25 protein-coding genes and 1 riboswitch are annotated in these 25,794 nt (G+C 36.0%); of the genes, 10 read left to right on the forward strand and 15 right to left on the reverse strand.

Annotated features, from left to right (window positions below):
• Positions 1-11: 11 nt before the first annotated feature.
• Complete coding sequence (locus tag AC3IS5_RS18895) at positions 12-1,307, forward strand: helix-turn-helix domain-containing protein (RefSeq protein ID WP_489425774.1); 1,296 nt, start codon at positions 12-14, stop codon at positions 1,305-1,307.
• Between the two features lie 43 nt (positions 1,308-1,350).
• Here the strand turns inward: AC3IS5_RS18895 and AC3IS5_RS18900 are convergent, their stop codons facing one another.
• The 5 genes from AC3IS5_RS18900 to AC3IS5_RS18920 all read right to left on the reverse strand — a co-directional run bounded on the left by AC3IS5_RS18900 (position 1,351) and on the right by AC3IS5_RS18920 (position 5,730).
• Positions 1,351-3,588: a HAMP domain-containing sensor histidine kinase gene (locus tag AC3IS5_RS18900; protein WP_489425775.1), complete on the reverse strand. Its 2,238-nt coding sequence runs from the start codon at positions 3,586-3,588 to the stop codon at positions 1,351-1,353.
• 2 nt (positions 3,589-3,590) lie between these two features.
• On the reverse strand, positions 3,591-3,764 hold the full coding sequence (locus AC3IS5_RS18905; RefSeq protein ID WP_489425776.1) for a hypothetical protein: 174 nt from the start codon (positions 3,762-3,764) through the stop codon (positions 3,591-3,593).
• Entirely contained in the window at positions 3,742-4,434 is a 693-nt protein-coding gene (locus AC3IS5_RS18910) for a response regulator transcription factor (protein WP_489425777.1), read from the reverse strand. The genes AC3IS5_RS18905 and AC3IS5_RS18910 overlap by 23 nt, the downstream gene beginning before the upstream one ends.
• 92 nt (positions 4,435-4,526) lie before the next feature.
• Positions 4,527-4,727, reverse strand: coding sequence for a hypothetical protein (locus AC3IS5_RS18915; RefSeq protein ID WP_489425778.1), 201 nt, complete (start codon positions 4,725-4,727; stop codon positions 4,527-4,529).
• A gap of 124 nt (positions 4,728-4,851) precedes the next feature.
• Positions 4,852-5,730: an EamA family transporter gene (locus tag AC3IS5_RS18920; RefSeq protein WP_489427939.1), complete on the reverse strand. Its 879-nt coding sequence runs from the start codon at positions 5,728-5,730 to the stop codon at positions 4,852-4,854.
• Positions 5,731-5,843: 113 nt separating this feature from the next.
• Between AC3IS5_RS18920 and AC3IS5_RS18925 the strand changes: the two genes are divergently transcribed.
• Positions 5,844-6,074, forward strand: coding sequence for a hypothetical protein (locus AC3IS5_RS18925; protein ID WP_053418039.1), 231 nt, complete (start codon positions 5,844-5,846; stop codon positions 6,072-6,074).
• 132 nt (positions 6,075-6,206) lie between these two features.
• On the opposite strand, the gene AC3IS5_RS18930 is transcribed toward AC3IS5_RS18925, so the two are convergent.
• Positions 6,207-7,190, reverse strand: a complete 984-nt coding sequence (locus AC3IS5_RS18930; protein WP_489425779.1) for a homoserine dehydrogenase — start codon at positions 7,188-7,190, stop codon at positions 6,207-6,209.
• Between the two features lie 558 nt (positions 7,191-7,748).
• Complete coding sequence (locus AC3IS5_RS18935) at positions 7,749-9,044, reverse strand: O-acetylhomoserine aminocarboxypropyltransferase/cysteine synthase family protein (protein ID WP_489427940.1); 1,296 nt, start codon at positions 9,042-9,044, stop codon at positions 7,749-7,751.
• Between the two features lie 115 nt (positions 9,045-9,159).
• A riboswitch (SAM riboswitch) is annotated at positions 9,160-9,273 on the reverse strand.
• A 199-nt stretch (positions 9,274-9,472) separates the two neighbouring features.
• Between AC3IS5_RS18935 and AC3IS5_RS18940 the strand changes: the two genes are divergently transcribed.
• Positions 9,473-10,204, forward strand: coding sequence for an NADPH-dependent oxidoreductase (locus AC3IS5_RS18940; protein WP_489425780.1), 732 nt, complete (start codon positions 9,473-9,475; stop codon positions 10,202-10,204).
• A 162-nt stretch (positions 10,205-10,366) separates the two neighbouring features.
• On the opposite strand, the gene AC3IS5_RS18945 is transcribed toward AC3IS5_RS18940, so the two are convergent.
• On the reverse strand, positions 10,367-12,052 hold the full coding sequence (locus tag AC3IS5_RS18945; RefSeq protein ID WP_489425781.1) for a hypothetical protein: 1,686 nt from the start codon (positions 12,050-12,052) through the stop codon (positions 10,367-10,369).
• 124 nt (positions 12,053-12,176) lie between these two features.
• Between AC3IS5_RS18945 and AC3IS5_RS18950 the strand changes: the two genes are divergently transcribed.
• From AC3IS5_RS18950 to AC3IS5_RS18975, 6 genes are all read left to right on the forward strand, one after another.
• Entirely contained in the window at positions 12,177-12,827 is a 651-nt protein-coding gene (locus tag AC3IS5_RS18950; protein ID WP_489425782.1) for a lysoplasmalogenase, read from the forward strand.
• Between the two features lie 35 nt (positions 12,828-12,862).
• Positions 12,863-14,089, forward strand: coding sequence for a peptidase T (gene pepT / locus AC3IS5_RS18955; RefSeq protein WP_489425783.1), 1,227 nt, complete (start codon positions 12,863-12,865; stop codon positions 14,087-14,089).
• 25 nt (positions 14,090-14,114) lie between these two features.
• The gene (locus AC3IS5_RS18960; protein WP_489425784.1) at positions 14,115-15,074 is read left to right on the forward strand and encodes a DMT family transporter; all 960 of its coding nucleotides are present in this window, start codon (positions 14,115-14,117) and stop codon (positions 15,072-15,074) included.
• 383 nt (positions 15,075-15,457) lie between these two features.
• Entirely contained in the window at positions 15,458-16,168 is a 711-nt protein-coding gene (locus AC3IS5_RS18965) for a Fe-S oxidoreductase (protein WP_489425785.1), read from the forward strand.
• A gap of 169 nt (positions 16,169-16,337) precedes the next feature.
• The gene (locus AC3IS5_RS18970; RefSeq protein ID WP_489425786.1) at positions 16,338-17,627 is read left to right on the forward strand and encodes an Nramp family divalent metal transporter; all 1,290 of its coding nucleotides are present in this window, start codon (positions 16,338-16,340) and stop codon (positions 17,625-17,627) included.
• 48 nt (positions 17,628-17,675) lie between these two features.
• Entirely contained in the window at positions 17,676-17,924 is a 249-nt protein-coding gene (locus AC3IS5_RS18975) for a hypothetical protein (RefSeq protein ID WP_489425787.1), read from the forward strand.
• Between the two features lie 102 nt (positions 17,925-18,026).
• Here the strand turns inward: AC3IS5_RS18975 and AC3IS5_RS18980 are convergent, their stop codons facing one another.
• The 6 genes from AC3IS5_RS18980 to AC3IS5_RS19005 all read right to left on the reverse strand — a co-directional run bounded on the left by AC3IS5_RS18980 (position 18,027) and on the right by AC3IS5_RS19005 (position 22,929).
• Positions 18,027-18,539 carry a hypothetical protein gene (locus AC3IS5_RS18980; protein WP_489425788.1) on the reverse strand — a complete coding sequence of 171 codons (513 nt, stop codon included), beginning with the start codon at positions 18,537-18,539 and terminating at the stop codon, positions 18,027-18,029.
• Complete coding sequence (locus AC3IS5_RS18985; protein WP_193738191.1) at positions 18,536-18,745, reverse strand: helix-turn-helix transcriptional regulator; 210 nt, start codon at positions 18,743-18,745, stop codon at positions 18,536-18,538. The genes AC3IS5_RS18980 and AC3IS5_RS18985 overlap by 4 nt, the downstream gene beginning before the upstream one ends.
• 161 nt (positions 18,746-18,906) lie before the next feature.
• Positions 18,907-19,800, reverse strand: a complete 894-nt coding sequence (gene rbsK, locus AC3IS5_RS18990) for a ribokinase (protein ID WP_489425789.1) — start codon at positions 19,798-19,800, stop codon at positions 18,907-18,909.
• Positions 19,801-20,006: 206 nt separating this feature from the next.
• Positions 20,007-20,966, reverse strand: a complete 960-nt coding sequence (locus tag AC3IS5_RS18995) for a nucleoside hydrolase (protein ID WP_489425790.1) — start codon at positions 20,964-20,966, stop codon at positions 20,007-20,009.
• Positions 20,967-21,113: 147 nt separating this feature from the next.
• Positions 21,114-21,800 (reverse strand): GNAT family N-acetyltransferase, encoded by a 687-nt coding sequence (locus AC3IS5_RS19000; RefSeq protein ID WP_489425791.1) that lies wholly within the window; start codon positions 21,798-21,800, stop codon positions 21,114-21,116.
• 19 nt (positions 21,801-21,819) lie between these two features.
• Complete coding sequence (locus AC3IS5_RS19005; RefSeq protein WP_489425792.1) at positions 21,820-22,929, reverse strand: mandelate racemase/muconate lactonizing enzyme family protein; 1,110 nt, start codon at positions 22,927-22,929, stop codon at positions 21,820-21,822.
• Between the two features lie 95 nt (positions 22,930-23,024).
• On the opposite strand from AC3IS5_RS19005, the gene AC3IS5_RS19010 reads away from it, so the two are divergent.
• Positions 23,025-24,269, forward strand: a complete 1,245-nt coding sequence (locus tag AC3IS5_RS19010; protein WP_489425793.1) for a hypothetical protein — start codon at positions 23,025-23,027, stop codon at positions 24,267-24,269.
• 43 nt (positions 24,270-24,312) lie between these two features.
• Here the strand turns inward: AC3IS5_RS19010 and nhaC are convergent, their stop codons facing one another.
• A complete protein-coding gene (gene nhaC, locus AC3IS5_RS19015) occupies positions 24,313-25,764 on the reverse strand; it encodes a Na+/H+ antiporter NhaC (protein WP_489425794.1) in 1,452 nt (483 codons plus the stop codon).
• Positions 25,765-25,794 lie beyond the last annotated feature (30 nt).

Raw genomic sequence — 25,794 nt, forward strand, 5'->3', positions numbered from 1 at the left:
AAGGTATATATATGCAAAATATTGGGCGAATTATTAAATCTGAACGTATAAAACAAAACATGAAACAAAAAGTACTTGCTGAAGATATTTGTTCTACATCTTATTTAAGTAAGATCGAAAATGGCAACAAATCTCCCTCTCCCGAAGTACTGAACGACTTAATTGCGCGTTTACAAATTAATCTAAATTACTTTTCACAAGAAAACGAAGAGCAGATTATGGCTAATCTTTACGAAAATTACAAATCTATTGTGCTAACTCGTAACGAGCAAGCTGCTAAGGACAAAGTTAACCATTATATGAACTTTGAAATTAGGTTTGATGAACCCAAAAATTTTTACTATTATAATCTGTATTTGTTCAGACTTTTTTTAGTCTCTAAACAACCTCTAGATGAAATAGAACACTTTTTAACAGCCTTTTATGCCATGGAAGAAAATTTAGATGAACGTCAAAGTTTTATCTATAACGTCAATGCTAATATCTATCATTTTAGAAAAAGTAATTATATAAAAGCACTTTCCTATTTAGAATCATCTATAAATTTATTACCTAATATCCAATTAGAAGATTGGGAAAAAGCCGATTATTATTATATATTAGCTTTAAATTATTATTCCTTAAACCAAAACTTAAACGCGCTTAATTATGCAAAGAAATCTAGTGCTATATACGAATCACTAGGATACTTCGCACGCTCAGTTGATTGTAAAACTTTAATTGCCGCAACATACATTCAAAATGGTCACTACGCTAGTGCAGAGCAAATATTAGAAGATACTTCGCTCTTCTGTCATCAGCATCAGCTTCAACAATTTGAAAGTTTACTGTCGCAGAACATGGGTTTTATCTTTGCTCTCCAAGGGCATGCAAAAAAAGCTATTACTTTTTACAAGAAAAGCTATAATGCTAAAACAGAGCCTCTTAGTATTCTCATAACTATCCATTCAATCATTAAAGAATACTCTAAATTAAAACAAGAAGATTACGTGCGTAAATGGTGCGAAAAAGGGCTAGACCTTATAAAGGAAAATGAATTAACTGACAATACAACAACCTATTTATATCACTTTGAAATTTTCAAAATGAAACATCAGTTAATTCCCTTTGACGAAAAGCTGATCGCCAATGCCATCGACCATTTCCAACGAATCAATGACATTAAAAACGTTCAAAAATACGCTATTCTTTTAGGCAATTTACTTTATGAGCATCATGAATATAAAAAAGCCGCTTCCTATTTCCAAAGGTCAACTGAAGCTATGTATCAATTAAAGTACATTAATAAATGGGAAGACCTCACATAACAGTGAAAACCCAGATTGCGTCATAGCAGTCTGGGTTTACTTATTAATAAACGGATACTACATTTACTGTTACTTTAAACAAGTCTCCATCTACTTCAATTTTCATACGAGCACCATGTAAATCTACAATTGATTGTGCAATGGCTAAGCCAAGACCTGATCCATCTGTATGACGAGAAGCATCTGCTCGCTTGAAGCGTTCATAAAGCTCCTCAACATTTTCACCAATCTCATATTTCGTTACATTTTTTATAACAAATTCAGCTTCACCATTGTGCTGACGAAGAGTCACATAGACGCGTGTACCTTCTAGTGCATATTTCAGCGTGTTGACGATTAAATTATCCAGTACTCTCCACCACTTTTGACCATCAACATATGCAAATAACGGCCCATCTGGTGTATTCACACGGAAATCTAACGCAGATTTTGTTATATCCTCTTCATGTTCAGCAAGAGCTTGTTGTAACAACTGATTCAAATCGACCCGTTGTTTATGAAGCTCAATATTGCCCGAAGCCATTTTCGAAACTTCAAATAAATCTTCGATAAGCGTTTTTAAACGCTGTGATTTTTTATCTAAAATTGCAATATATGAATTGCGTTCTTCTTCTGTGACATTTGGTTTTTTTAATAAATCAGTGTACGTAATAATCGATGTTAATGGTGTACGCAAATCATGACTAACATTAGTGATTAGTTCTGTTTTTAGACGCTCACTTTTTGCCTGCTCAGAAATCGACGTGCGAACACCATCACGTAAATCATTTAGATTTTTGGCATGAGTAGCAAGAGCTGACTTACCTTGTATCTTAATTTCATTGCTCAAACGACCTGCAGCCATTTGCTCTGTTTCTTTCATAATACGATTTAAATAACTCATTCGGGTTAAGAATAGAAGCGTCGCTGGTAGTAGGATGAATAGAAACAGCGGAATGTATATGAGTATAAATATAGATGTGTCTACAAACGCGCTAGCAAAGCCTAATCCTCCCAAGAAAATAATTCCAAGTAGAATAACTGATTGGAAACCGATGCTACGATTTAAGAATAAATCCTGTAACTTCTCAAAAGCTTTTCTTGCTAAACTATTCTGATATGCTTTCACACGTTTCTCTTCGCTACTTAGATCTTCTAAAACAGATACTAACTGTACAAGGAATATCCATAAAATGAAATATAATAATACAAAAGCAAAGCCAAATCTGATTAACTGGTACACGCTAATATGATAATAACTATATTCAATCCCATCTTCTACCAATAACAAGCCTATAAACAGAGCCCATATCGTAACAAGTAGACTTATTATTCGTACATCAATCGACCATCGGCGAATCCAGTGAGCAGCATTATTATTTTCTAGAATGGCTTTCTTATTTGATTTCCAAGTTGCCAATAATATTACTAAACTTACTAAACCTAACCCCCAAATAATAGAGTACCAAATTTGGTTTGCTTTAAATGCTTTATAGTCTGTAGCAAATTCTGCATTTTCCAATGCATTCTTTGGAATTGTGATTAGCCCTTCGTACTGGTACGTTTTATCAATAAGTGCTTGGTCGATATCACTTGGCTCTAGCCTTGTCGATACACTATCTGAATCATCATACCAAGAATCCCCATAATCATTTGAATAATTGCTATTAATACTATTCGACTTAAGTAATTCTTTTCCTTTTCCAAATTTAATACTAAATGCAGCAGGACTATCTACATCACCAAATGTAGTTGTTTTCTGTGTATCCACATCAGTAAATTTAAAAGCAAAAAAGCGATAGTTATTCAATAAATCCCTTTTTTCTCTACTTACATTTGCCACGTAATCATCTATGGCTCTTTTCTTACTGTCAATAATTTTAGCTTTAATATGCTCATCGTCTTCAAAATTTTTCGTAATATCATCTATTTTAGCATCGCGTTCTTTAATCAAAGCTGCTTTCACTTTTGTTGACTTAGAATCGATTGCTTCAGAAATACGGTCTTCGTATTGACTATTAATATTCTCAATTTGTTCGCTCAAACTACCATATCTAGTACGATGTTCTTCGATTTCATTATCTGTCACAGTAATGGCCTTTTTCGCCTCATCAGCATCAATAGGGTTTAACAGAAGAGGCCCGATATTGTTTGTAAACTCATATAACTTAGATTGGAAAACTTCGGAATCAAAATAATCCTTACCTATATACTCCTGACCCTTCTGAACTAATGAATAAACACTGAACACAACAATTGTTAGTAGAAACAAACTAAAAAGCCTTCTAGAATTGCTTTTCATTATTAATCCCCTCCCATCCATCTTATTAGCTGAGCAAATGTCCTAGTCGTTCTTGCAAAGCTTAAATCTACTAAATCTAAAATAAAAGATAAGCAATACGTCAGGCTAATGACCGCTATAAATAATGCAAGGATTGACCATAAAAACGCATTATTATTTCTCGATTTTGTAGCCAATGCCCCACACCACCTTTAAAAAACGTGGATTTTTTGGATCCACCTCTATTTTTTCTCTTATCTTCCGAATATGCACAGCCACTATATTTTCCGCATTGTATGCAGGCTCGTTCCAAACACGCTCGTAAATTTCCTGAATCGAAAATACACGACCAGCATTCGCCATCAATAGTTCAGTTATCTTAAACTCAATTGGTGTTAGTTTCACTGAATCCCCATCAAGCGTTACTTCTTTGGATTCCTGATCCAGCACTAATCCTTGCACTGCAATTTTCGATTGTTGCTCATTATACGTCCCAAGTTTCACATAACGGCGCATTTGCGATTTCACACGCGCCACAAGCTCCATCGGATGAAATGGCTTCGTCACATAATCATCGGCCCCGACTGACAAACCATGTATTTTATCTGAATCCTCCGCCTTCGCACTCAACATTATTATAGGAATGTTACGCTCCTCGCGAATTTTAAATGTCGCTGTAATCCCGTCCATCTTAGGCATCATAATATCTAAAATTATTAAATGTACTTCATTTTCTGAAAGTATCTCCAACGCCTCGAGCCCGTCCGCTGCCTTTAATACGTTGTAGCCCTCATTTTTTAAATAAATCTCAATTCCATCACGAATATCCTGGTCATCATCCGTTACAAGAACCGTATATTCTGCCATCTCTCGCACCTCATCCCTCAACAAATTCAAATATATATTTTACTCATTCACTAATTTCGTAGTTCTATAACATTTATAATACACATCAAATCTTAAGACCACCTTATCACAAAAATGAAGAAATTCTTAAGGTTTTTAATAAATGCTGAAGGCGCTCGTTTAGACTCGACAAGCACTGGATATCTTAATAAAAATCTTGTTTGTTGCGCTAACTCAGTTGTTTGTTGCATCAACTCGACTGTTTGTTGTGCTATCTCGGTTGGTTGTTGCACTAACTCGACTGTTTGTTGCACTAACTCCACCCTTTGTTATTTAGCAGAATATTCACGTCCTAATTCTCTTTCATAATACCGAAAATAGCACACACTACTCATATCTATACTTCATTTTCCCCACAAAAAAGCTACTTAGCCTTAACTAAGTAGCTAAAATTTTATTAACCTTCTTAACACGACCGCCAAATGTAATCACTAAAATACCACCAAGTAGCATCGCAACACCAATCCATGCCGTTACACTTAGGTATTCACCTACTAGAAATACACCGAGTATAGCAGCCGTTAATGGTTCTCCTAGTGATAGTGTCACTGCTGAAGACGATGATATTTTTTGCAAGCCCGTTAAAAATAACAAATACGCGATACTCGTACCGAATACGCCCATGAATGCTAATGGTAACCAGTTTGCACTTTGCCCGACCCATTCAATTCCATACACTAATGAGATTGGACACAATAATAACGCACTGATCGAGAATGTCATCGCCACCGCTGGCAATGCTTCTTCTTTTTCCATTAATGCTTTGCTCACATGTGTATAGATTGCAAAAGCTGTTCCTGCACATAGAGCCATGGCAATACCAACCGGATTGACAGTTGCCTCTCCTTTATTTACAAACAATAATACACAACCAACTATCGCAAGTAATGTGGCTATTCCCCATGTGCGTGTCGGTTTATTTTTGAAATAAAGCCAATCAATTAAACCTGCAAATACTGGAGAACTCCCAATCGCTACGACTGTTCCAATTGCTACGCCTGTCAAACGTACCGATGAAAAAAATAGTGGTTGGAACAGGGCCATCGATAGTGCCGCAAAAAATGTATACTTCCAAGCCCAATGGCGAAATTTTATCTTTCTCATTAAAATAGCTATGAACAATAAAGTGCCGCCTCCAACTGTTGATCGCATCATGGCAACAGTAAGAGGATTAATACCATCTGTTAAAAATGTCTGCGTAGTACCAACTGTTCCCCATAAAACGGCTGCCAATAACACAAAGGCATACGGTAATATACTCACTTAACAGCTCACTCCTTATGTATCTTTTCATAAATATACCATAAATTCTGAAAGTTGAGGCAAACAGTTTCATCTATTATAATGAAGGCAAAAGGAGGCATTGAATTATGTACAAAACCGTCGCAGATACAGCGAAAGATATCTCAATGCCAGAGCAACAAGTGATGCGTTACATCCTAGAAGGTCGCATTCATGCCGTTCACGATGGCGAACAATTTTTAATCAGCAGTGACCAATTTGAGCGTTACCATGAACAACTTGAACGTATCAAAGAAGAAATTGAAATTTGGAAGAACACGCCCATTCCAGAAGATATTGATATTAAAGATGAAGACTAAAAGACAGCCAAGAGCTGTCTTTTTGATTTGGATTATATAGATAGAAAATTAAAACACCAATGGCATTTTACAATAGCCACTGGTGTTTACGATATGTAGAAGCTAGCAACTGATTGCCACTCTAACATTTAATTAGATTGTAACAGGTGCTGTTTGTTTAGCTAGCATATCTGCATAATCTTCAACCATTACACTTGCAGTTGGGAACATTCCTGCTCCAGGTCCTACAAGAGTTAGTGTCCCAATGTAGTTTGTATCAAGAGCAACAGCATTATTAACGCCCTCGATTGAGTAAAGTGGATGTTCTGGACCAACTAGTTCAGGTCCTACTTTAGCAATTAACTCTCCGTCTTCACCTAACTGTACATCTGCTACATGACGGTAACGTAAACCTTTCGCAGAAGCTTCTTCTACTTGCTCAGAAGTGATTTCAGTAATCCCAATTACATCAACATCTTCCCATCTTGGTTGTTTACCAAATGCTAATGCACTAAGAATCATAAGTTTTCGGAATGCATCTTGACCCGAAATATCGTTATACGGATCCGCTTCAGCATAACCAAGGTTTTGTGCATCTTTTAATACATCATCGAATGCTAAACCTTCACTACGCATTTGAGTAAGGATGTAGTTTGATGTACCATTCAAGATTCCTTGAATATGGTGTACATTATTTACACGTAAGATATTTTGCATTGTTTTAATGACAGGAACGCCACCAGCAGTTGTTGCTTCGTATCCCACTTGTACGCCATATTGCTTCGCTTTTTCTTGTAAAACTAAACCATGTTTAGAGAACATTACTTTGTTAGCTGTAATTACGTTACAACCATTTTCGATTGCTCGTGCTGAATATTTAAATGCGGGTTCTTCCCCAACTATTGCTTCAAATACAACTTGTAAATCTGGAATAGCTAAAATTTCTTCAAAGTTATCTGTTATTAACTCTTGAGGTGCATTTGAACGTGGTTTAGTCACATCACGCACTAAAATTTTAGCAATTTCAATATCTACTCCTAATGTTTCCTTAAACTGTTCACGCTTTTCATTAATGATATGATAAATGCCTTGCCCTACAGTACCAAATCCTAGAATTGCTACCTTTACTGCTGCCATATGATCGCCTCCAAAAATAATATTGCAATCTCACACTCAATCTCCAAATTGTTTTCAAACTCTATCTAGCATAGATGACATCAAAGTCAGATTTTAAAACTCATTTTGTAGTTCCGATTCTGTCTATGTTTCAGCACAATACCAAATGATATTGACTTCCACTTAATTCAGAGAAATAGACATATCGCTAATTACTAATTATGTTGCTGTACAACTGTATTGAACCCCTTTACAGCGTATCTCTCCCGTAATCCCCTTACGAATAGTTTTTCAAATAGCGTTTAGCAATTTTATCAATTACTAATATAATGTGCTTCAATTTTTTTACTTATTGATGATTTTAGACTATAAATGAACAGATTACAAGAAAAATCTTTCCGGAGAGGACAATTGTTTTTTCTAGAAGGTCACAAAAACCGATACTAACAATACTTTAACTGTATTTTAAATTTTGCGACATAACGTTTATAGTTTAAAAATAACGATTTAAAAAGAAAAAAGGACGACATAATGTCCCTCGTCATCCCTTGTCTTGATCTTTTCTCAATATATAAATACTTATTTTGCTACGACTGCTTCAGCTACTTTTGCAAAAGCATTATCTAGTGCTTCAATAATATCCTCAATTGCTTCTAAACCAATTGATAAACGTACAAGTTCTTCAGATACACCCGCTTGAACTAATTCTTCTGCACTTAATTGTTGGTGTGTTGTAGATGCAGGATGGATAATTAACGAACGTGCATCACCTACATTTGCTACATGCGAGAATAACTCAATGTTATCAATTAACTGGCGACCAGCTTCACGACCACCTTTAATTCCGAATGTTAAAACTGATCCGAAACCATTTTTTAAATACTTTTTCGCATTTTCGTGAGTTGCACTTTCTTCAAAGCCATTGAAGCTAACCCACTCAACATTTTCATGACTACGTAAGTATTCAGCTACTTTTTGTGCATTCTCATTATGTCGTGGTACACGTAAATGCAATGTTTCGAGACCTTGAATTAATTGAAATGCATTGTCGGGACTTAATGTTGGACCAAAATCACGTAGTAATTGGACACGCAAACGAGTTGCGAATGCAGCACTAGCAGCATCAACACCGTAACGAATACCATGGTAAGAAGCATCTGGTTCTGTATAGTCAGGGAACTTCCCTTGTGTCCAATCAAATTTACCAGCATCGACAGCGACACCACCGATTACTGTACCGTGTCCACCAATCCATTTTGTTGCAGAGTGCACTACAATATCAGCACCGAACTCTATTGGATTTGAACCATATGGTGATGGAAATGTATTATCAACAATTAATGGAATCTCATTTTCATGTGCGATATTTGCCAAAGCTTCAATATCCACTACAGTTAAACTCGGATTACCAATTGTTTCCACATAAATCGCTTTTGTATTTTCTTGAATCGCTGTACGGAAATTTTCTGGATCTCTTTCATCTACAAATGAAGCTGTAATGCCATAGCGTGGTAAAGTATTGGCTAACAAATTATATGTACCGCCATATAAACTACCTGAAGCAACGACATGATCGCCTGCACGCGCAATATTTAAAATTGAAAATGAAATAGCAGCCATTCCTGAAGATAATGCTACCGCCGCTGTTCCACCTTCTAATAGAGCAACTCGTTTTTCGAATACATCGACTGTTGGGTTCATAATGCGAGAATAAATATTACCGGGTTCTTCAAGTGCAAATAGTTTTTGAGCATGCTCCGTACTATTAAAAGCGTAAGCAGTTGTACGATAAATTGGTACAGCACGTGCACCTGTTGTTGGATCTGCCACTTGGCCACCGTGTAATAATAAAGTTTCTGGACGTAAATTTGTCATCATTCATTCCCCCTAAATGTTTTTTGAGATGGCAAATCGGAGGTGTGAGGAGGATTTTATGGAAAAATAAAAACCCCCTTCGCTAAGAAGAGGGTTGCATGAGCAATTTTTCCTCCCCTTATCTGTCAGATCCGATTAAAAATCTGTAGGAATTAGCACCATTGTGAGTTCGTCGCTCACCGGTTGCTGGGCATCGCAGGGCCTATCCCTCCGCCGCTCTTGATAAGAGTATTTGATTCAGTTCCATCTTGTTGACAAGTATAGAAGATATATCGAACTAATGTCAATACTTTTATTTGTTTTTTCTGAACATTAAATTAAATAGATGCACTTTTAAGAACGATGAATTTAATTTAAGTAGACTTTAAAATATGTTAGCCTAAAGATAGAACATAAATATATATTATTTGGCAAAGGGGTTTCGGATAATGGCAAGAGAATTACTACGTAGTCACGCTTCTGTGCGTAAATATACAGGCGAACTTATTACTAAAGAAGTTGTTATTGATTTAATTGAAACAGCACAAATGGCAGCGAGCTCGCATTTCGTACAAGCTTATAGCGTCATTTGGGTTACAGATGAAAATAAGAAGAAAAAACTTGGAGAACTTTCGAATAATGAATTCCAATTCGGAACAGCGGGTGCTTCGTTTTTATTTTGTGTAGATTTTAAACGACTGCAAGTTGCGGGACAGAAGAATGGTGTAGAAATTATTGCTGATTCTGCGGAGAACGTACTTGTGGGTGTAGCAGATGTTGCACTTTTCGCTCAAAACTTCGTTATTGCTGCTGAAGATCAAGGTTACGGTATTTGTTATATTGGTGGAGCACGTAATAATCCAAAAGAAATTAATGAATTATTTGGACTTCCTGAATATGTATTCCCATTGTTTGCTATGACGATTGGTGTACCTACGAAACGTAATGAAACAAAACCTCGTTTACCAGTTCAAGCTGTACTACATGAAAACACTTATGATGTAGAACAATATGACACATTGTTAGATGAGTATGATGCAACAATGGAAGCCTACTATGCAAGCCGTGGGTCGAATCGTAAAATGGCCAACTGGACAAAACAAATGGCGGATTTCTTAATAGAACAACGTCGACCACATATCAAAGAATTTTTGGCTCAAAAAGGCTTCACTTGGAAGTAATAAAGCAAGCTCTGAAATTAGGGATACTTAGTTTTAGAGCTTTTTTCTATGAGTTCAACCTATTATAAGTTGTTTTACTACGCCTCATCTCTTTCACTTCGTTAGATCACTATTCATAACCCCATAAAAAAACCTGCCACTATTTAGTGACAGGCTGGTTTTTTATTCTTTTACTAAACCTTCAATTACTAGCTCTTTTACAGGTAGGAAGACTTCGCCTGAGTTGATATATTTCACTTCGACTGTGTCACCTTCTTGTAGATAAATTGCTAGTGGTACAACTTCTGAGCTGACGCTATAGTTATCTTTGTTATCTAACATAAACGATACCGTTGTAAAATCGCCATTTTGCTCTTTATAAACGCGGACAATTTTCCCTTTAATAGTAGCTTCCTCTTGCTTAGAGCTACCGTTTACTGAACTACCACCACGACTTAGGATAGCTTTATATTGTCTTAATGCCTCATTTGGAGTAGCTCCTGAAACTGAAAGCTCAGGATTAGCAGCTGAGACGATGAAATAATTTTGTAAGAAACCATTTGAATCGAGTACTGGTGTTAACCAGCTTGCTTCACCATAGAAGTTATAGATGATTGGCATTTGACCATGCCATTTTTTCTCGATAAATTTCTTTTCGATTATTTGTAATGCACCTTGAGAATCCATGTACGCTTCCTCTTGGCTTCCAGTGTAATACGTTGCCTTTCCGGTGCGGCCATTTGTTAAGGAATAACCGAGCATTGAGTCGACACCTTCTTTAGGACTTGTAAAATCTGTGAAGTAGTACATCTCACCATTTTCATCAAAGACCGGGCTAACATTGGCTTCCGTTCCTTCATCCGAAGGTAATTTCACATCTTTTTTACCAAATTTACTATTCCAGAAACCGTGAATATAGTTACCAAAATAGCTATTTTGAAGGCTAACTGCTTCCGGTGAAACTGCACCGTCGATAAATGCTGGAACATCTTTTAAAGCAAATGTCTGAGATTTACCTGTTTTTGCATCGACCATGACAATACCTTCTGCATCAAATCCGTTACGCGCTGTGATGAATTTCCCATATGAACGAATGTAATATGGTTTACCATTATCATCTACTTCAAGTTGTGGCTCACCGTAGAAGATTTTTGTCGGATTTTCTAAACGAATATGACGCTCAACATTATTGTTTAAAAAAGAAGAAGTTGTATATTTCATTTCTGATTTGATGAATTTTGGATTATCTGAAGAATCTGTAGCACTCATTTTAAAATAACCTGGTGTTACTTTCCCCTTTGTCCATTTAAAGAAGCCTGAGAATTCAACAGGCGCAATATACACAAATTCACCGTTAACCTTTTGAATTTGCAAACTACCTAATTCATAATAGCTCGTATTAGGTACTTGGCTAAATGCTTTTTTCATTTTATTTCGAGCAAATTTTGGTGGTACGCTCGCAGGTGTTTTTGTTTCATCGAATGCTTTCAGTTCCACCTTTTGTGTCATTTCTGCTGATGTATATTTTTCATTCGCATTAAATAATGGCGCTGCCAAAATATATACACCAAAACCTAAGCTTCCTAAAAACAGAATACCTTTTATATTCCGTTCTATGCCACTTGCAGACCAAGCTCCAAGCGCTGTTAAAACAATCATCACTGGCCATAAAAGCGTCCAGTTTTGATCAATTATAAGAACATAGTAAATTGTTGCTGTCGCTATAAAGGCAACTATGAATACGAAAATAAAAAATTGGATTTTGAATTTAGCTTTCAAATCGCCATCTTTTGTTTTACTTGTTATCGGTACGATTAATAGTCCAGCTACCGCTGCAACTATCGCCGACATTATTAATGTAGCAATCATTTTGATCATCCTTTCACATATCTATTTTACGATACAATCTTCAGAAAGTTTCAGTTATATTTGATAATAGAAAGGTTTTATTTATTCTAAGCAAGAATACTCTTTAATGAAGGGAGGTGAGAATATGAAACAAAAAATTCTCATTAGCTTAATCATTCTATTAGGTTTCATTTATATTTTCTTTATACCTGCTGAACCAGCGAATATAAAACTTATCTTTAAAGTAATTCCTATGCTTCTCATTATTTGGTTAGCTTCTCTTCAAAAAGCACCTCTTAATACAAGTTATAAAAATTGGTTACTACTTGGCTTACTCTTTTGTATGATTGGAGACGCAACGCTCCAATGGTTTTTATTTGGATTAACTAGTTTTTTAATCGGTCATATTTGCTACATCGTTGCATTTGTACAACTTAAAGAAAAAATGATTGCTAAACCTGCAGCTATCCTTTTATTACTTTATGGAGTATTTATGGCTATTTGGATTGCTGGGACTGTCTTTAAAACTGGGGACATCATTTTAGGTGTTGCTGTCATAGCATATATCACTGTTATTTTAACAATGGGTTGGACAGCTATTCAGACAAACACGAAGCTTGCTACAATAGGGGCACTATCATTTATTTTCTCAGACTCAATATTATCGATTAATATGTTCATTACAGATGTACCTTTTTCGCATGCGCTTATTATGGTGAGCTATTACAGTGCCCAGCTATTATTTGCTATTAGTATTTCTAATTATTCCGTCATACGAAAGAAAGTGTTAGAATAGTGACAATGCTTTTACAATAAGGGGGATATTCCAATATGAAGGAAACAGTGATTGAAAGACTAGTACGTTATGCACAAATTGACACACAATCTGATGCTGAAAGCGAAACAACTCCATCAACTGAAAAACAATGGGATTTACTTCATGTACTTGAGAAAGAATTAGCCGAAATCGGTATGACTGAAATCTCTCTTGATGAAAATGGATACCTGTTTGCTACTCTACCAGCTAATTCAGACAAACAATTACCAACAATTGGTTTCCTGGCACACGTTGATACTGCTACTGATTATACTGGTACAAATGTTAAACCACAGCGTCACGACAATTACGATGGTGGAGATATTCAATTAAATGAAAACACAATTCTATCTCCAAAAAATTCACCAGAGCTTGCCAATTATGTAGGGCAAACATTGATCACTACTGATGGTACTACATTACTTGGTGCTGATGATAAAGCGGGTATTGTTGAAATCATGACAGCTATGGAATATTTAATTGCTAATCCTGATATTAAACACGGAAAAATCCGAGTTGCCTTCACACCTGATGAAGAAATCGGCCGTGGACCACATAAATTTGATGTTGAAGCATTTAATGCTGATTTTGCATATACAATGGATGGTGGCCCTTTAGGTGAATTACAATATGAGAGCTTCAACGCAGCTGGAGTAAAAGTAAAAACTTTTGGCGTGAGTGTACACCCAGGCTCTGCCAAAGATAAAATGGTCAACGCTATTACGATGGCTATTAAATTCCAATCTTATATGCCTGCAGATGAAGTACCCGAAAAAACATCTGGCCATGAAGGATTCGTTCACCTAATGAACTTCAACGCCCATATTGAAGAAGCAAGACTTTCTTATATCATTCGATACTTTGACCGCGAAGAATTTGAATCAAGAAAACAATTATTTAAAGAAGTTGAAGCTAAAATTAAAGCTGAGTTCGGTGAAGATGCCATTACTGTTGAAATAGCAGATCAATACTATAATATGGCTGAAAAAATTGAACCACAAAAAGATATTGTTGATGTAGCCTATACAGCAATGGAAAACCTAAATATCAAACCTCTTATTTTACCAGTTCGTGGTGGTACAGATGGGTCTCAACTTTCATATATGGGAATGCCTACTCCGAATATCTTCGCTGGTGGCGAAAATATGCATGGTAAATTCGAGTATGTTTCTGCTGAAACAATGGTTAAAGCTACTGAAGTTATCATAGAAATTGTCCAATTATTTGAACAACGAGCATAAAGTGTATTAATAGGTAGGTGGTATTTTGAAAGAAATTGCTTTAGGTGTTTTAGCGTCATTATTTTTTGCTGTAACTTTTATATTAAATCGAGTAATGGAGTTAGATGGTGGTAGCTGGCTATGGAGCTCATCATTACGTTACTTTTTCATGATTCCCTTTTTACTAGTTATTGTGATGTACCGTAAAGGCGTAAAACCAATGACAAAGGAAATGAAAAAACAACCTAAAGCTTGGCTAATATGGAGCTTTGTTGGGTTCGTTCTATTTTATGCACCGTTAACATTCGCGGCAGCTTATGGACCTGGTTGGCTCGTATCGGGTACATGGCAATTTACAATTGTTGCAGGCGTATTATTAGCACCACTTTTTTTCATACGACTTGGTGAAAAAACAATACGACAGAAGATTCCTATCTTGTCATTGCTTATATCGTGCATTATTTTAGTTGGGATTATATTAATTCAAATTCCTAGTGTTAAAACAGTATCTGCAGAAAGCTTAATGCTAGGCATCTTGCCAGTTATTGTTGCAGCGTTTGCTTATCCACTTGGCAACCGTAAGATGATGGATGTGTGTGATGGTCGCTTAGATACCTTCCAAAGGGTTCTTGGCATGACCATCGCTTCGCTTCCTGCTTGGATTATTTTAGCTGTTATTGCTCTAATAACAGTCGGGTTGCCTTCTGCTAGCCAAGTGATTAATTCACTTCTTGTTGGGATTAGCTCAGGTGTTATAGCGACTATCCTTTTCTTTATCGCAACAGATCGTGTCCGTAATAACCAAGGAAAACTTGCAGCCGTTGAAGCAACACAATCGACTGAAATTCTATTCGTTATTGCAGGAGAGATGATTATCTTAGGTATTCCTTTACCAGTGCCACTCGCCCTATTCGGCTTAGCTGTTATCATCATCGGAATGTTCTTACATAGCTATTACACAATGTTGATGAAGAAAAAGCAAACGCCCACTGTGGAAACTCAGTGAGCGTTTGTTTTCATTTAAAGCTAGATAAATGAAAGCGTTAAAGCACAACAAAAAACGGCAAGCCACTATAGGCTTACCGTTCCAGTTTTATCGATATATTCTTAAACTTTTGAGGGGGGTTTAAGAACACATTGTATTGTTTAGCTAAATTTTGGAGAAAAGTAGCTAATTAAAGTCCTTCTCTACTCGCTATGTTGTAAAGGAGGTTTTTCTTTATATGATAATGATAATCATTATCATATAAAGAGTCAAGTATTATATTGAAAATTCACTTATATTTTACAGTTTGGAAATTGTTACTTTCTTTTTTCTATGAAAGTATAAATATTAATCCAATAAGTCTTTAAAATTTTATTGTATAGTAATTTGTAAGAGGTGATTAAATGGGTACTTTATCTAAGGATCAAAGACAGCAACTAAATGCATACAGCGTATATACGGACGAGCCATCAATAGTACTCTTCCGGCTAGATCAATTGCAAGATGATTCATTTCTCCCTGATTTTATGAATCTTATGTATGCCATAAGTGGTGTAACGTCAGAAACAACTGCGATTTCATATTTCACAAAACGTTATGGCATGTTCATCGCTATGCAGTTTTACATGCTTAGTACATATGACGAAGTTTGGGATAGCGATGTTTCCTCAATCCATTTTGGAGCACGTGAAGAATTTGGTAGAACAGCGCTCTGCACATTTATTAAGGAAGATGATTGGCGTGTTGTTGATGATACGGAACGTGAGGAAGTAATTGCACATATTTTGCTCACACAATGTCATGAAATCATCCAGCAGTTACGCAAAATTACATCTGTTTCTCCATTAATGCTATGGGAAAACATTTTCGGATATATGCTATGGCATTTTCACACCCTACTTTCTAATCCTGGAACTGAAGATCAGGCACGTATTGATTTAGACATTTTAGAGGGTGACAAAGTATGGTCTAAGTTCTTAAAGCGATCTCAGTTCGCAAAGTATACTGGTGGTCAACATCCATCTAAATTAGTCAATATACCTGTTCGTAAGACATGTTGTTTCTCAAAAGACGTGCCAGGATGGTTACAATGTGGCTTCTGCCCTTTAAAATAAGGATTTTCTTTCCTATCTATAAAAAACCAAAAAATTAAATGTTTTTTTGATTAGAAAAATCATAAATTTTTCTTTACAATTTCCAAATTGAGGATTATACTGTAAACACCGAAAGTTTCCTTGAGGAAACTTTATTGTTCACACAACAATTTTGAGAGTGAGGGAAACTATGACGCAAGCTAGAGAGAAGACTGTCTATAAACGTTTTCGAGGCCCTACCGCTGAGGATGTATTAAAAGGTGATGTGAAGGGTTTCAGACGCATTTTACCATTTTTAGGTCCAGCCTTTATCGCTGCAGTCGCTTATATAGACCCAGGAAATTTTGCAACGAATATTACTGCCGGCTCAGAATATGGCTATTTACTATTATGGGTAATTGCGGTTTCTAACTTAATGGCTGTCCTTATCCAATCTCTTTCTGCAAAATTAGGGATTGCTACAGGAAAAAATTTACCGGAAGTTGCTCGTGAAAACTTTTCTAAAAAAACATCAATATTTTTGTGGATACAAGCTGAACTAGTTATTATGGCAACCGATTTAGCTGAATTTATAGGTGCTGCTCTAGGGCTGTACTTACTATTCGGTATTCCAATGTTACCTGCAGCGCTTATTACAGCTGCTGGTTCATTTGCTATATTAGAATTACAACGTCGTGGATATCGTGCATTTGAAGCAGGCATATCTGGAATGGTTTTAATTGTTGTTGCAGCATTTGCCTTTCAAACATTTATGGCGAAACCCGATGTCGGTGGTGTCATTTCAGGTATTTTCACACCACGATTTGAAGGTATAGATTCCATCTTACTTGCAACAGGTATTTTAGGAGCAACTGTTATGCCTCATGCAATTTATTTACATTCTTCTCTAACACAAAGTCGTGTTATTGGCCGTACTAATGAAGAAAAGAGGAAAATTTTCCATTTTGAATTAATCGATATTGTCATTGCTATGGTAATTGCTGGAGCAATTAATATGAGTATGTTGATTGTTGCAGCTGCTGTATTCTTTAAAAAAGGTATTGCTGTTGAAGATTTAGATGTTGCATTTGAAGGTTTAACACAATATATCGGACCGATGGCTGGTATTTCTTTTGGTCTCGGATTATTGATTGCTGGTCTAGCGAGTTCTTCAGTAGGTACGATGGCTGGTGATATCGTAATGCAAGGATTTATTCGGAAAAAAATCCCAATTTATTTACGACGAGCTATTACGATGTTTCCGCCTCTTGCTATTATTGCATTTGGTGTTAACGCAACTTATGCATTGGTATTAAGCCAAGTCATTTTATCATTTGGTATCGCATTTGCGCTCGTTCCCCTTATCATCTTTACAAGTAACAAAACAATCATGGGCGAGCTCGTAAATTATAAAATTACTACAATTGTTGGCTGGATAGTTGCTGCGATCGTAATTTTCTTAAATTTATATTTACTTTATCAAATGGCATTTGGTGCATAATCATAAACCAGTTCGAGCACACTTCTATATACAAGGGAGTGTGATTAAATGGAGAGACCTGAAATACCAGCTGATAAAAAGATTTTCGCTGATTTGCCATATCTAGATAATCCTGATGTTGTTGCTACCGATTCCATTAGCTTGTTCGATTTGCATGAAGATATGCAAACCGTTGATGCCATTCCTGTTGAAGAGCTAAATGATAAAGTGAAAGATGAAGACAATCATCATGGAACAAAATCAACCTCTTCTACAAAACGGAAATACTCACGATCAGTAGATGATATGGAAGCTTAAAATGGCTATATTGCAAATAAAAGAAGCTGTGCATAAAGTATTCATAAATACTTTTATGCACAGCTTCTTTAGGTTTTAGCGGCGATATAAAATAATGATATTTTATATCTCTACAATGTATTTACGAATTTCTTTGTAGTACAACAAATTTTGAATTATAAAAATTAAACAAAGAATAACAATGAAAAAATAACGATTAAGTGGAAAAAGCATAATTGCGATTGTCATTGGTATTGCCATTGTGTAAAAACTATATACTTTTTTCGTTGCTTTTTGCGTTACTTGTCGGAACATTTCATCTTCTTCAATGTATTCAGGTGGTTGAAATGAAAATAAAGATATTTTGTTATTTGGATGCTGTTTGTTATGTTTGGACAACTTTTGGAAATAGGCGCTATAAAAAGGTACTAACAATACTAAACCCACAAGTATCGTAACGATTGCTGTCATATCTATTCTAGCTACTACTACACCACCATCATTATCAATTAATGATCGTATCATTGAAAATAAAATATCCGAACAACGAACAACACCATAACTAAATATCATTAAAATAATAATTAGAGCAATATTCCAAAGTGGATATTGAACACGTAGGTCACTTTTTTTCATATTTCATCCTCCCCCTCTAACCAAAATAAATCGTCAACAGAAACTTGTAAATGTTTTGCCAACCGTAATGAAAGTGTTATTGAAGGAGAAAACTCCCCTTTTTCAATAAAACCTATTGTTTGTCTCGTAACTCCAGTACGAGATCCAAGCTCAGTTTGTGAAAACCCGTGACGTGCTCGTAATTCTTTCACTCGATTCCGTAGCATATAACAAACTCCTATACGTTAATTATTATATACATAATGTAATGTATAGTTAACATAATGTCAATTATTACCTGTGTTTCTAAAAATAATAAAAATGTCATTTCATAGAATTAAAATTCCGATGAAATGACATTTAAATATAACCTATTCATAAAAATAAATTATCTACCGAATTCTGCTGGGATATCTGGTTGAGCCCCCATTTCAGTTACAACAAATGCCGCTACTTTTGAAGCGTATGCAATAGCATCTGTAAGCAAATCTCCATGACATAATGCAACTGCTAAAGCTCCGTTAAAGGAATCCCCTGCTCCTGTTGTATCCACTACTTTTGCCATTTCAGCTGCTACGAATCCACTTTCTTCGGAAGTCATATAAAACGCCCCCTTACTCCCAAGCGTTACGACTACTGCTTGCACACCTTTTCCAAGCATAATAGAACATGCCTTTTGCAAGTTTTCTTCTGAATCTGCTGTAATTCCTGTTAATAATTCAAGTTCTGTTTCATTAGGTGTTAAAATTGATACTTTCTGTAACAGCGAATCTGGAATATCACGCGCAGGCGCTGGATTTAAAATAATTTTCACTCCATTTGCATATGCAAGCTCTGCAGCCTTTTCTACTGCTTCAATAGGTATCTCCAACTGTAATAACAATATATCACTTGCTTCAAAAGCAGCTTCCGATTCTTGGATCTGCTCAGGTGTTACAAGGAAATTGGCGCCAGGAAATAGGACAATCGAATTTTCTCCAACATCAGAAAGCTGAATAATTGCTTGGCCAGTTGCACCTTTAGAAGAAATCGCTTCAGTTTTAACGCCTTTTCTCTCCATATTCTCTTTCGCACGATTGCCATGGTCATCGGCTCCAACGCTCCCGATAAATTTGACGTCTGCGCCTAGCTGCCCTGCAGTGACTGCCTGATTAGCTCCTTTTCCCCCAAAATACAGATCATGCTTCGTACTGTGAATAGTTTCACCTTCTTTTACTATATGAGGCACTTCATATACAAGGTCAATATTAATACTACCTGCTACTATAATATTTTTAGACATAAATTAATTTACTCCTTTTTCTGCATAGCATTTTTAGTAAACATTACAACTGCGGAACTTCAAATATTGTTTCTTGATTAATAGCTTTAAATTTTTATATTATAAAAACTAAATTATTTTTCCATCTATATTAGTGCAAAATAATACTACTAAAAAAACTACTTGATATCCAAAAAGATATCAAATAGTTTTTAAATACTTCTTCCTTAAGCTAGTTGTTTACCAATCGTATTCACAGCATTAAAGAATAATTCGATAAATCCTTCACGATTAACTGTATGTAGTACTTTAACATTAGGAGCTTTACCTGTTTTACCTTCATAATCAACAATTGTTGAACCTGCTGTTAAACGGCCTTCCAACTCCACTTCTACAAAGTAGTCTCCACCTTGGAATAACTCTGGAGCAACAAGATAAGCAACTGCACACACATCATGTACACGAATTTGTTTTTCGAAATTTGGAGCATGAAATGGTGTTTGTGATTGTGTGAATGTATAAAATTTCATCATCTCAGAAACTTTTTCAGCAAATGAGGTTCCTGACTTGCTTAATCGTTCCATTTCATCAAGGGTAATATATGCTTTATGCGTTACATCTAAGCCACTCATAACAATCGGTAAACCTGAACGGAACACTAATTCTACCGCATGTGGATCAACATAAGCATTAAATTCAGCAGTTGTTGACATATTACCACCTACTACTGCTCCACCCATCCATGAAATCATTTTAATTTTCGGTTTTACTTCTGGGTGTGCTAATAATAACGCTGCTACGTTTGTTAGTGGGCCAGTCGCTACTATGATCATAGGCTCATCACTAGCTAAAAGCGTTTCACGCATTGCATTTACAGCTGAGCGTTTACTCGTTTGCAGAGTTGGCTCCGCCCATTTCACATTGCCTAATCCACCTTCACCATGAATATCTTCAGCCACTTCTAATGTACGGAACATAGGAGTATCTAGGCCTCTAGCTACTTCAACATCTTGTTTAATATACGTTAAGAAACTAAGTGCATTATACGTTGTTTTATCTTGCGATACGTTTCCAGCTTCCGTTGTTACTAAACGAATATCTAACTCAGGTCTTGCAAAAGCAAGTGTTAGCATCATTGCGTCGTCAATACCAGGATCACAGTCTAATATTACAGGGATCTTATTCAATAAATTCACTCCTCAATTCAGTTAATTCTATGTACTTCAATAAGTATTGTAACCTTTTTTGAAGCTTGTATCATCAACATATTATGTTCTTCTTTATCTATATCTTTATATTAAAAAGCCACCTTCTTTATCGAAAGTGGCTCATACTCATTTCATTCTTTTATACTCTACAAACCATTCGTCATTTTCTAGGAACATTTGTACACCAAGCCAACCTTCTTTTAATAGCTGTTGCTGCGTAATGGTATCACTCATTAATACTTTATAAGATTCATGGAATGACAATACCTCTTCAGTTGTTTTTTTGAAAAACACATAACGAAGCTTGCCACCATATTTTAATTTTAAAGCTGCAACCATCATACCTTGAGAAAATTTATCTTTTAGGCTTGGGATATTGAACGGCTTTACTGTTGCACAAATATAATCAAAACGTTCCACATCTACCTGTTCCATAATAACTTTAGCCAATGTCTTTTGAAGACCAAAGCCACGATAATCAGGCGAAACATTTGAAATTTCTTGGTATAAAACACGTGGTAATTGTGATTCTTCTACTCCACAATCACGTCCAAGATGCTCATCATCCATTTCAGGCTCAAGAAGTGCACGGAATGCAATTAGCTCTTCTCCTACAAATGCTCCAATCATTAAGCCGTTGCCATGAAGAATATATTCAAATTCCTCTTGTGATAGCGGCTGTAACACTGATTGATCTGGTAATGCATTATAAACAATAGTTTGTAATTGTTGTATTACCGGTAAATGTTCCATTGCTAATAAGCGTATATCAAATGGTGTTTCACCTAAATGACCTTTATATATACTGTTCATTCAAGCCCTCCTCCAACTGTTATTTCACTACATGCGAGTAGTGGCAAAGTTCTTGTAGGACAGCCTCATCTACATCAATGCCTAATCCAGGACGCTCATTTAAATAAATAAATGGTACATCATATTTTAAGTTACCTACATCTTTTGAGAATTTTAATGGTCCTGTTAACTCGACACTTGTCATAATTTTTTTTGAGAATGCAACATGGAATCCAGCCGCAGAACCGACTGATGATTCTACCATGGATCCGATTTGACATTCAATTCCTGCCATTTCAGCCATTGTTGCTAATTTCATCGCTGGATAAATACCTCCGCATTTCATCAGTTTAATATTGACCTTATCAGCAGCGCGTTTAGCAATTATTTCACGCATTTCTTTTACACCATGTAAGCCTTCGTCAATCATTAAAGGAATGTCTGTTTTAGATTTTATTTCTACCATCGCATCAATGTCGTCCGCAACAACAGGTTGCTCTAACCAATCTAAGTCAACGTCTCGTAATGCTCGTAAACCGCGTAAAGTTGTTGAGCTATTTCCCCATCCTTGATTGACATCCACACGGATTGCGATATCAAAGCCAACGCGCTCACGCACTGCTTGAATACGTTCTACGTCCTTCATGACTTCTGTTCCGACTTTCATTTTGAATGAGCGGTAGCCTTGTCTTACACGCTCTTCTGCTTCATTTGCCATCTTTTCAGGTGTACCAATGCTTAGTACATGTGTTATTGGGAATTTCTCATGATAACGACCACCGATTAATTGATAGACTGGTATATCTAATTTTTTTCCTGCTATATCGAAACAAGCAATATCAATTGCTGCTTTTGCTGCAGGCACTTGATAAACTGCCTTATCCATTAATGCGTGAATCTTTTCGAATGCCATTGGATCTTGACCAATCATTAATGGTGCAAGTTGGTTTTTTAATACAGCATAGGTGCTTTCCCAAGTCTCCCCTGTTACATGTTCATCAGGGACAGACTCACCGTAACCTATAATTCCCTCATCCGTAGTCATTTTCACAATTATAGAGGGCATTGATGGATATGTGTCATAGCTAACAATGAATGGTTCAATTAAAGGTAGTTCGATAGCAAAAATTTCAATTTCAGTTATTTTCATTTATATTCACCCTTTTCTTTTTATTTACGAGCTGTTATAGTTGTCGTTAAATAGTCGCTAATTAGTAAAAAAATATAACAAGGGAGTCATATTATATGTCAACAAAAATAGCAGTCATTTGTTCAAAAGCATTTATGAATCGTCTCAATATTATCTCACATGAAGTACCACATATACAATTAGATTTTTATATTTACAATTCACCAGAAGAAACACCTAATTTAATGAAACAAGTAAAACCTTGTGATGTTCTACTGTTGGCAGGGACATTGCCTTATTTATATGCCCAGCACTTATTAAGACAATGGCCAATACCTTGGACATATATAAAACAAGATGAAACGATGATATCAACGACCATTCTTTCTGCCATCTCTAATCACGATGTCACGATTGATCGGCTATCTATTGATGTAATGAGCTCAACTTTTATACAAAATGTCTTATATGATATCCAATATGAAGGTCCATTACCATTCATGCAAGAAATTGAATTATCGACACCAACTAAGCAATTACTTACAAATCATATTGCTCTTTGGCAGTCAAAGCAAATTGACTTAGTCATAACGAGTATTCATGCTATTTATGATGAATTAACGGCATTGGGTATACCTGTTATACGTATGCTTGATCCAAAAAGTTCGATTATCCGGCGTCTAAATGAATCTATATCTCTATCACAATTAACAAAATTGGAGTCTGCAAAAGCCGTTGCCGGACTTATAGAATTTCATGACGCTGCTCATAATACATTACAAATTGTTGAACAATTAGCTTCAACCATCCATGCTTCATATCAACAAATAGATGATTGCCGTTTTGAATTATTCACAACATATGGACATTTACAAAATGCACTAACCCAAAATAAACTCGAGTCTTTTTTTACTGATTCAGAAAAACCGGTGAAGCTTGTCTTTGGTTATGGTGAATCTATACTAGAAGCTCAAAGGAATGCACAACAAGCTTTAAAATATGCTTCACCTAATGCTATTTATATCTTAACTGAAAACAAGGAATTACAAGGACCATTTCCAAATACCACCACGACATTATCATTACAAGCAAAAGACCCTTATATTGTCCTTATGGCAAAGGAAACAAAACTTAGTCCACTCAACATTTCTAAAATTATGGCCTTTAGTAAAGCGAGACAGTCGTTACAATTTACAGCTCATGATTTATCCGAATATTTACAAGTAACACGGAGAACAACAGAGCGTATTCTAAAAAAACTTGTTGAACATAACTACGCTAAAATTGTTGGAGAAGAAATGACATATCAGCAAGGCCGACCACGTAGTTTATATGAACTGAATTTCTCCACATACAATTAATAAAGCCTTCTAGACATCAAATATGCTAGAAGGCTTTTGCCTATTAATCTAGTGCAGGTACACTATTTAAATCTTCTTCCTCTTTTAACTCCGCTTCATTACTCTTTAATAATGCCTGTTCTTCCGGCGTTAATTTAACGATAGAAAACCCAATATATCCATAAATAATTGAAAGAATTGGTACAGTAAAATTCAATATCGCATACGGCGCATATTCGAACGCGCTTACACCTAGTGTTGCTAGTATAAATACACCACACGTATTCCAAGGGAAGAACACCGACGTCAATGTACCGCCATCTTCTAAAGTACGTGATAAGTTTTTGGAGTGCAATCCTCTATCTTTATAAACCTTAACGAACATACGAGAAGGTACAACAATTGATATGTATTGCTCCGAACAAGTTGCATTTGTTGTAATACAAGAGGCAATTGTTGCAGCAACTAAGCTACCCGTTGATTTTGCTGCCTTCACAATAATATTCATCATTGATTGAAGCATACCAGAATACTCTAATACACCGCCAAAAGTCATCGCAACAAGGGTCATCGAGACAGTGAACATCATTGAATCTAAACCACCACGATTAAACAATTCATAGACCATTTCATTGTCTGTTTCTAGTTTAAATCCTTCTTGCAAAGTATTCAATGCATCTGCTGGTGCACCGCCCTGCACTAAGATTTGAGCGATAAACCCTAGTAAAATACCGACAATTAAAGCCGGGATAGCAGGTACTTTTTTCGCTACTAATGCTATTACAATAACCGGTACTAATAATAACCATGGCGAAATAACAAAGCTTTCTTGTAAAACACTTAATGTTCCTTCAATTTTTTCGATATCCATAGAAGAAGATGAAAACTGTCGACCAAGAATGCCAAATACAACTAACGAAATAAGTAACGCAGGAATTGTTGTATAAAACATATGCTTAATATGATCAAACAAATTTGTATCTGTTAAACCCGCAGCTAAATTCGTTGTATCAGAAAGTGGAGACATCTTGTCACCAAAATAAGAACCAGAAATAACCGCCCCTGCAATCATTGCAGCAGGAATCCCCATACTTAAGCCAATACCCATTCCAGCTACACCAATTGTAGCCATTGTAGACCATGAACTTCCGATAGCTAGTGACACAATTGAACAAATAAGCATAATCGTTACTAAAAACCATGCTGGAGAAATAATTTTCAAACCGTAGAAAATCATCGTTGCTACGACTCCTCCACCAATCCACGCGCCAATCGTTAGCCCAACTAACATTATTATTACTATTGCTGGTAATGCAAGACGTATCCCCTTATACATCATGCCTTCAATCTCTGTCCATTTATAACCATGCTTCCAAGCAACAATCGCCGCTACAATTGTACCCACAATTAATGGCACATGTGGACTTTGACCAAATTTCACGACTGATACACACATTGTGATAATCATAATCAAAAATGTTAAACCAGCCCAACCTGCACTAATCTCCTTTTTCATTTCTCACAACCCCTTTGCGAAAATATAAAC

This window comes from Viridibacillus sp. KH_047 (genome assembly GCF_057838945.1).

Bases quoted from the DNA above. Each gene is read 5' to 3' on its own strand.
- AC3IS5_RS18930 (WP_489425779.1), bottom strand. From the start codon at position 7,190: ATGGCAGCAGTAAAGGTAGCAATTCTAGGATTTGGTACTGTAGGGCAA.
- rbsK (WP_489425789.1), bottom strand. From the start codon at position 19,800: ATGTCTAAAAATATTATAGTAGCAGGTAGTATTAATATTGACCTTGTA.
- AC3IS5_RS19005 (WP_489425792.1), bottom strand. From the start codon at position 22,929: ATGAAAATAACTGAAATTGAAATTTTTGCTATCGAACTACCTTTAATT.
- AC3IS5_RS18965 (WP_489425785.1), top strand. From the start codon at position 15,458: ATGGGTACTTTATCTAAGGATCAAAGACAGCAACTAAATGCATACAGC.
- AC3IS5_RS19010 (WP_489425793.1), top strand. From the start codon at position 23,025: ATGTCAACAAAAATAGCAGTCATTTGTTCAAAAGCATTTATGAATCGT.
- AC3IS5_RS18910 (WP_489425777.1), bottom strand. From the start codon at position 4,434: ATGGCAGAATATACGGTTCTTGTAACGGATGATGACCAGGATATTCGT.
- AC3IS5_RS18940 (WP_489425780.1), top strand. From the start codon at position 9,473: ATGGCAAGAGAATTACTACGTAGTCACGCTTCTGTGCGTAAATATACA.
- AC3IS5_RS18945 (WP_489425781.1), bottom strand. From the start codon at position 12,052: ATGATTGCTACATTAATAATGTCGGCGATAGTTGCAGCGGTAGCTGGA.
- pepT (WP_489425783.1), top strand. From the start codon at position 12,863: ATGAAGGAAACAGTGATTGAAAGACTAGTACGTTATGCACAAATTGAC.
- AC3IS5_RS18980 (WP_489425788.1), bottom strand. From the start codon at position 18,539: ATGAAAAAAAGTGACCTACGTGTTCAATATCCACTTTGGAATATTGCT.
- AC3IS5_RS18985 (WP_193738191.1), bottom strand. From the start codon at position 18,745: ATGCTACGGAATCGAGTGAAAGAATTACGAGCACGTCACGGGTTTTCA.
- nhaC (WP_489425794.1), bottom strand. From the start codon at position 25,764: ATGAAAAAGGAGATTAGTGCAGGTTGGGCTGGTTTAACATTTTTGATT.
- AC3IS5_RS18895 (WP_489425774.1), top strand. From the start codon at position 12: ATGCAAAATATTGGGCGAATTATTAAATCTGAACGTATAAAACAAAAC.
- AC3IS5_RS18935 (WP_489427940.1), bottom strand. From the start codon at position 9,044: ATGACAAATTTACGTCCAGAAACTTTATTATTACACGGTGGCCAAGTG.
- AC3IS5_RS18975 (WP_489425787.1), top strand. From the start codon at position 17,676: ATGGAGAGACCTGAAATACCAGCTGATAAAAAGATTTTCGCTGATTTG.
- AC3IS5_RS19000 (WP_489425791.1), bottom strand. From the start codon at position 21,800: ATGAACAGTATATATAAAGGTCATTTAGGTGAAACACCATTTGATATA.
- AC3IS5_RS18970 (WP_489425786.1), top strand. From the start codon at position 16,338: ATGACGCAAGCTAGAGAGAAGACTGTCTATAAACGTTTTCGAGGCCCT.
- AC3IS5_RS18950 (WP_489425782.1), top strand. From the start codon at position 12,177: ATGAAACAAAAAATTCTCATTAGCTTAATCATTCTATTAGGTTTCATT.
- AC3IS5_RS18900 (WP_489425775.1), bottom strand. From the start codon at position 3,588: ATGAAAAGCAATTCTAGAAGGCTTTTTAGTTTGTTTCTACTAACAATT.
- AC3IS5_RS18925 (WP_053418039.1), top strand. From the start codon at position 5,844: ATGTACAAAACCGTCGCAGATACAGCGAAAGATATCTCAATGCCAGAG.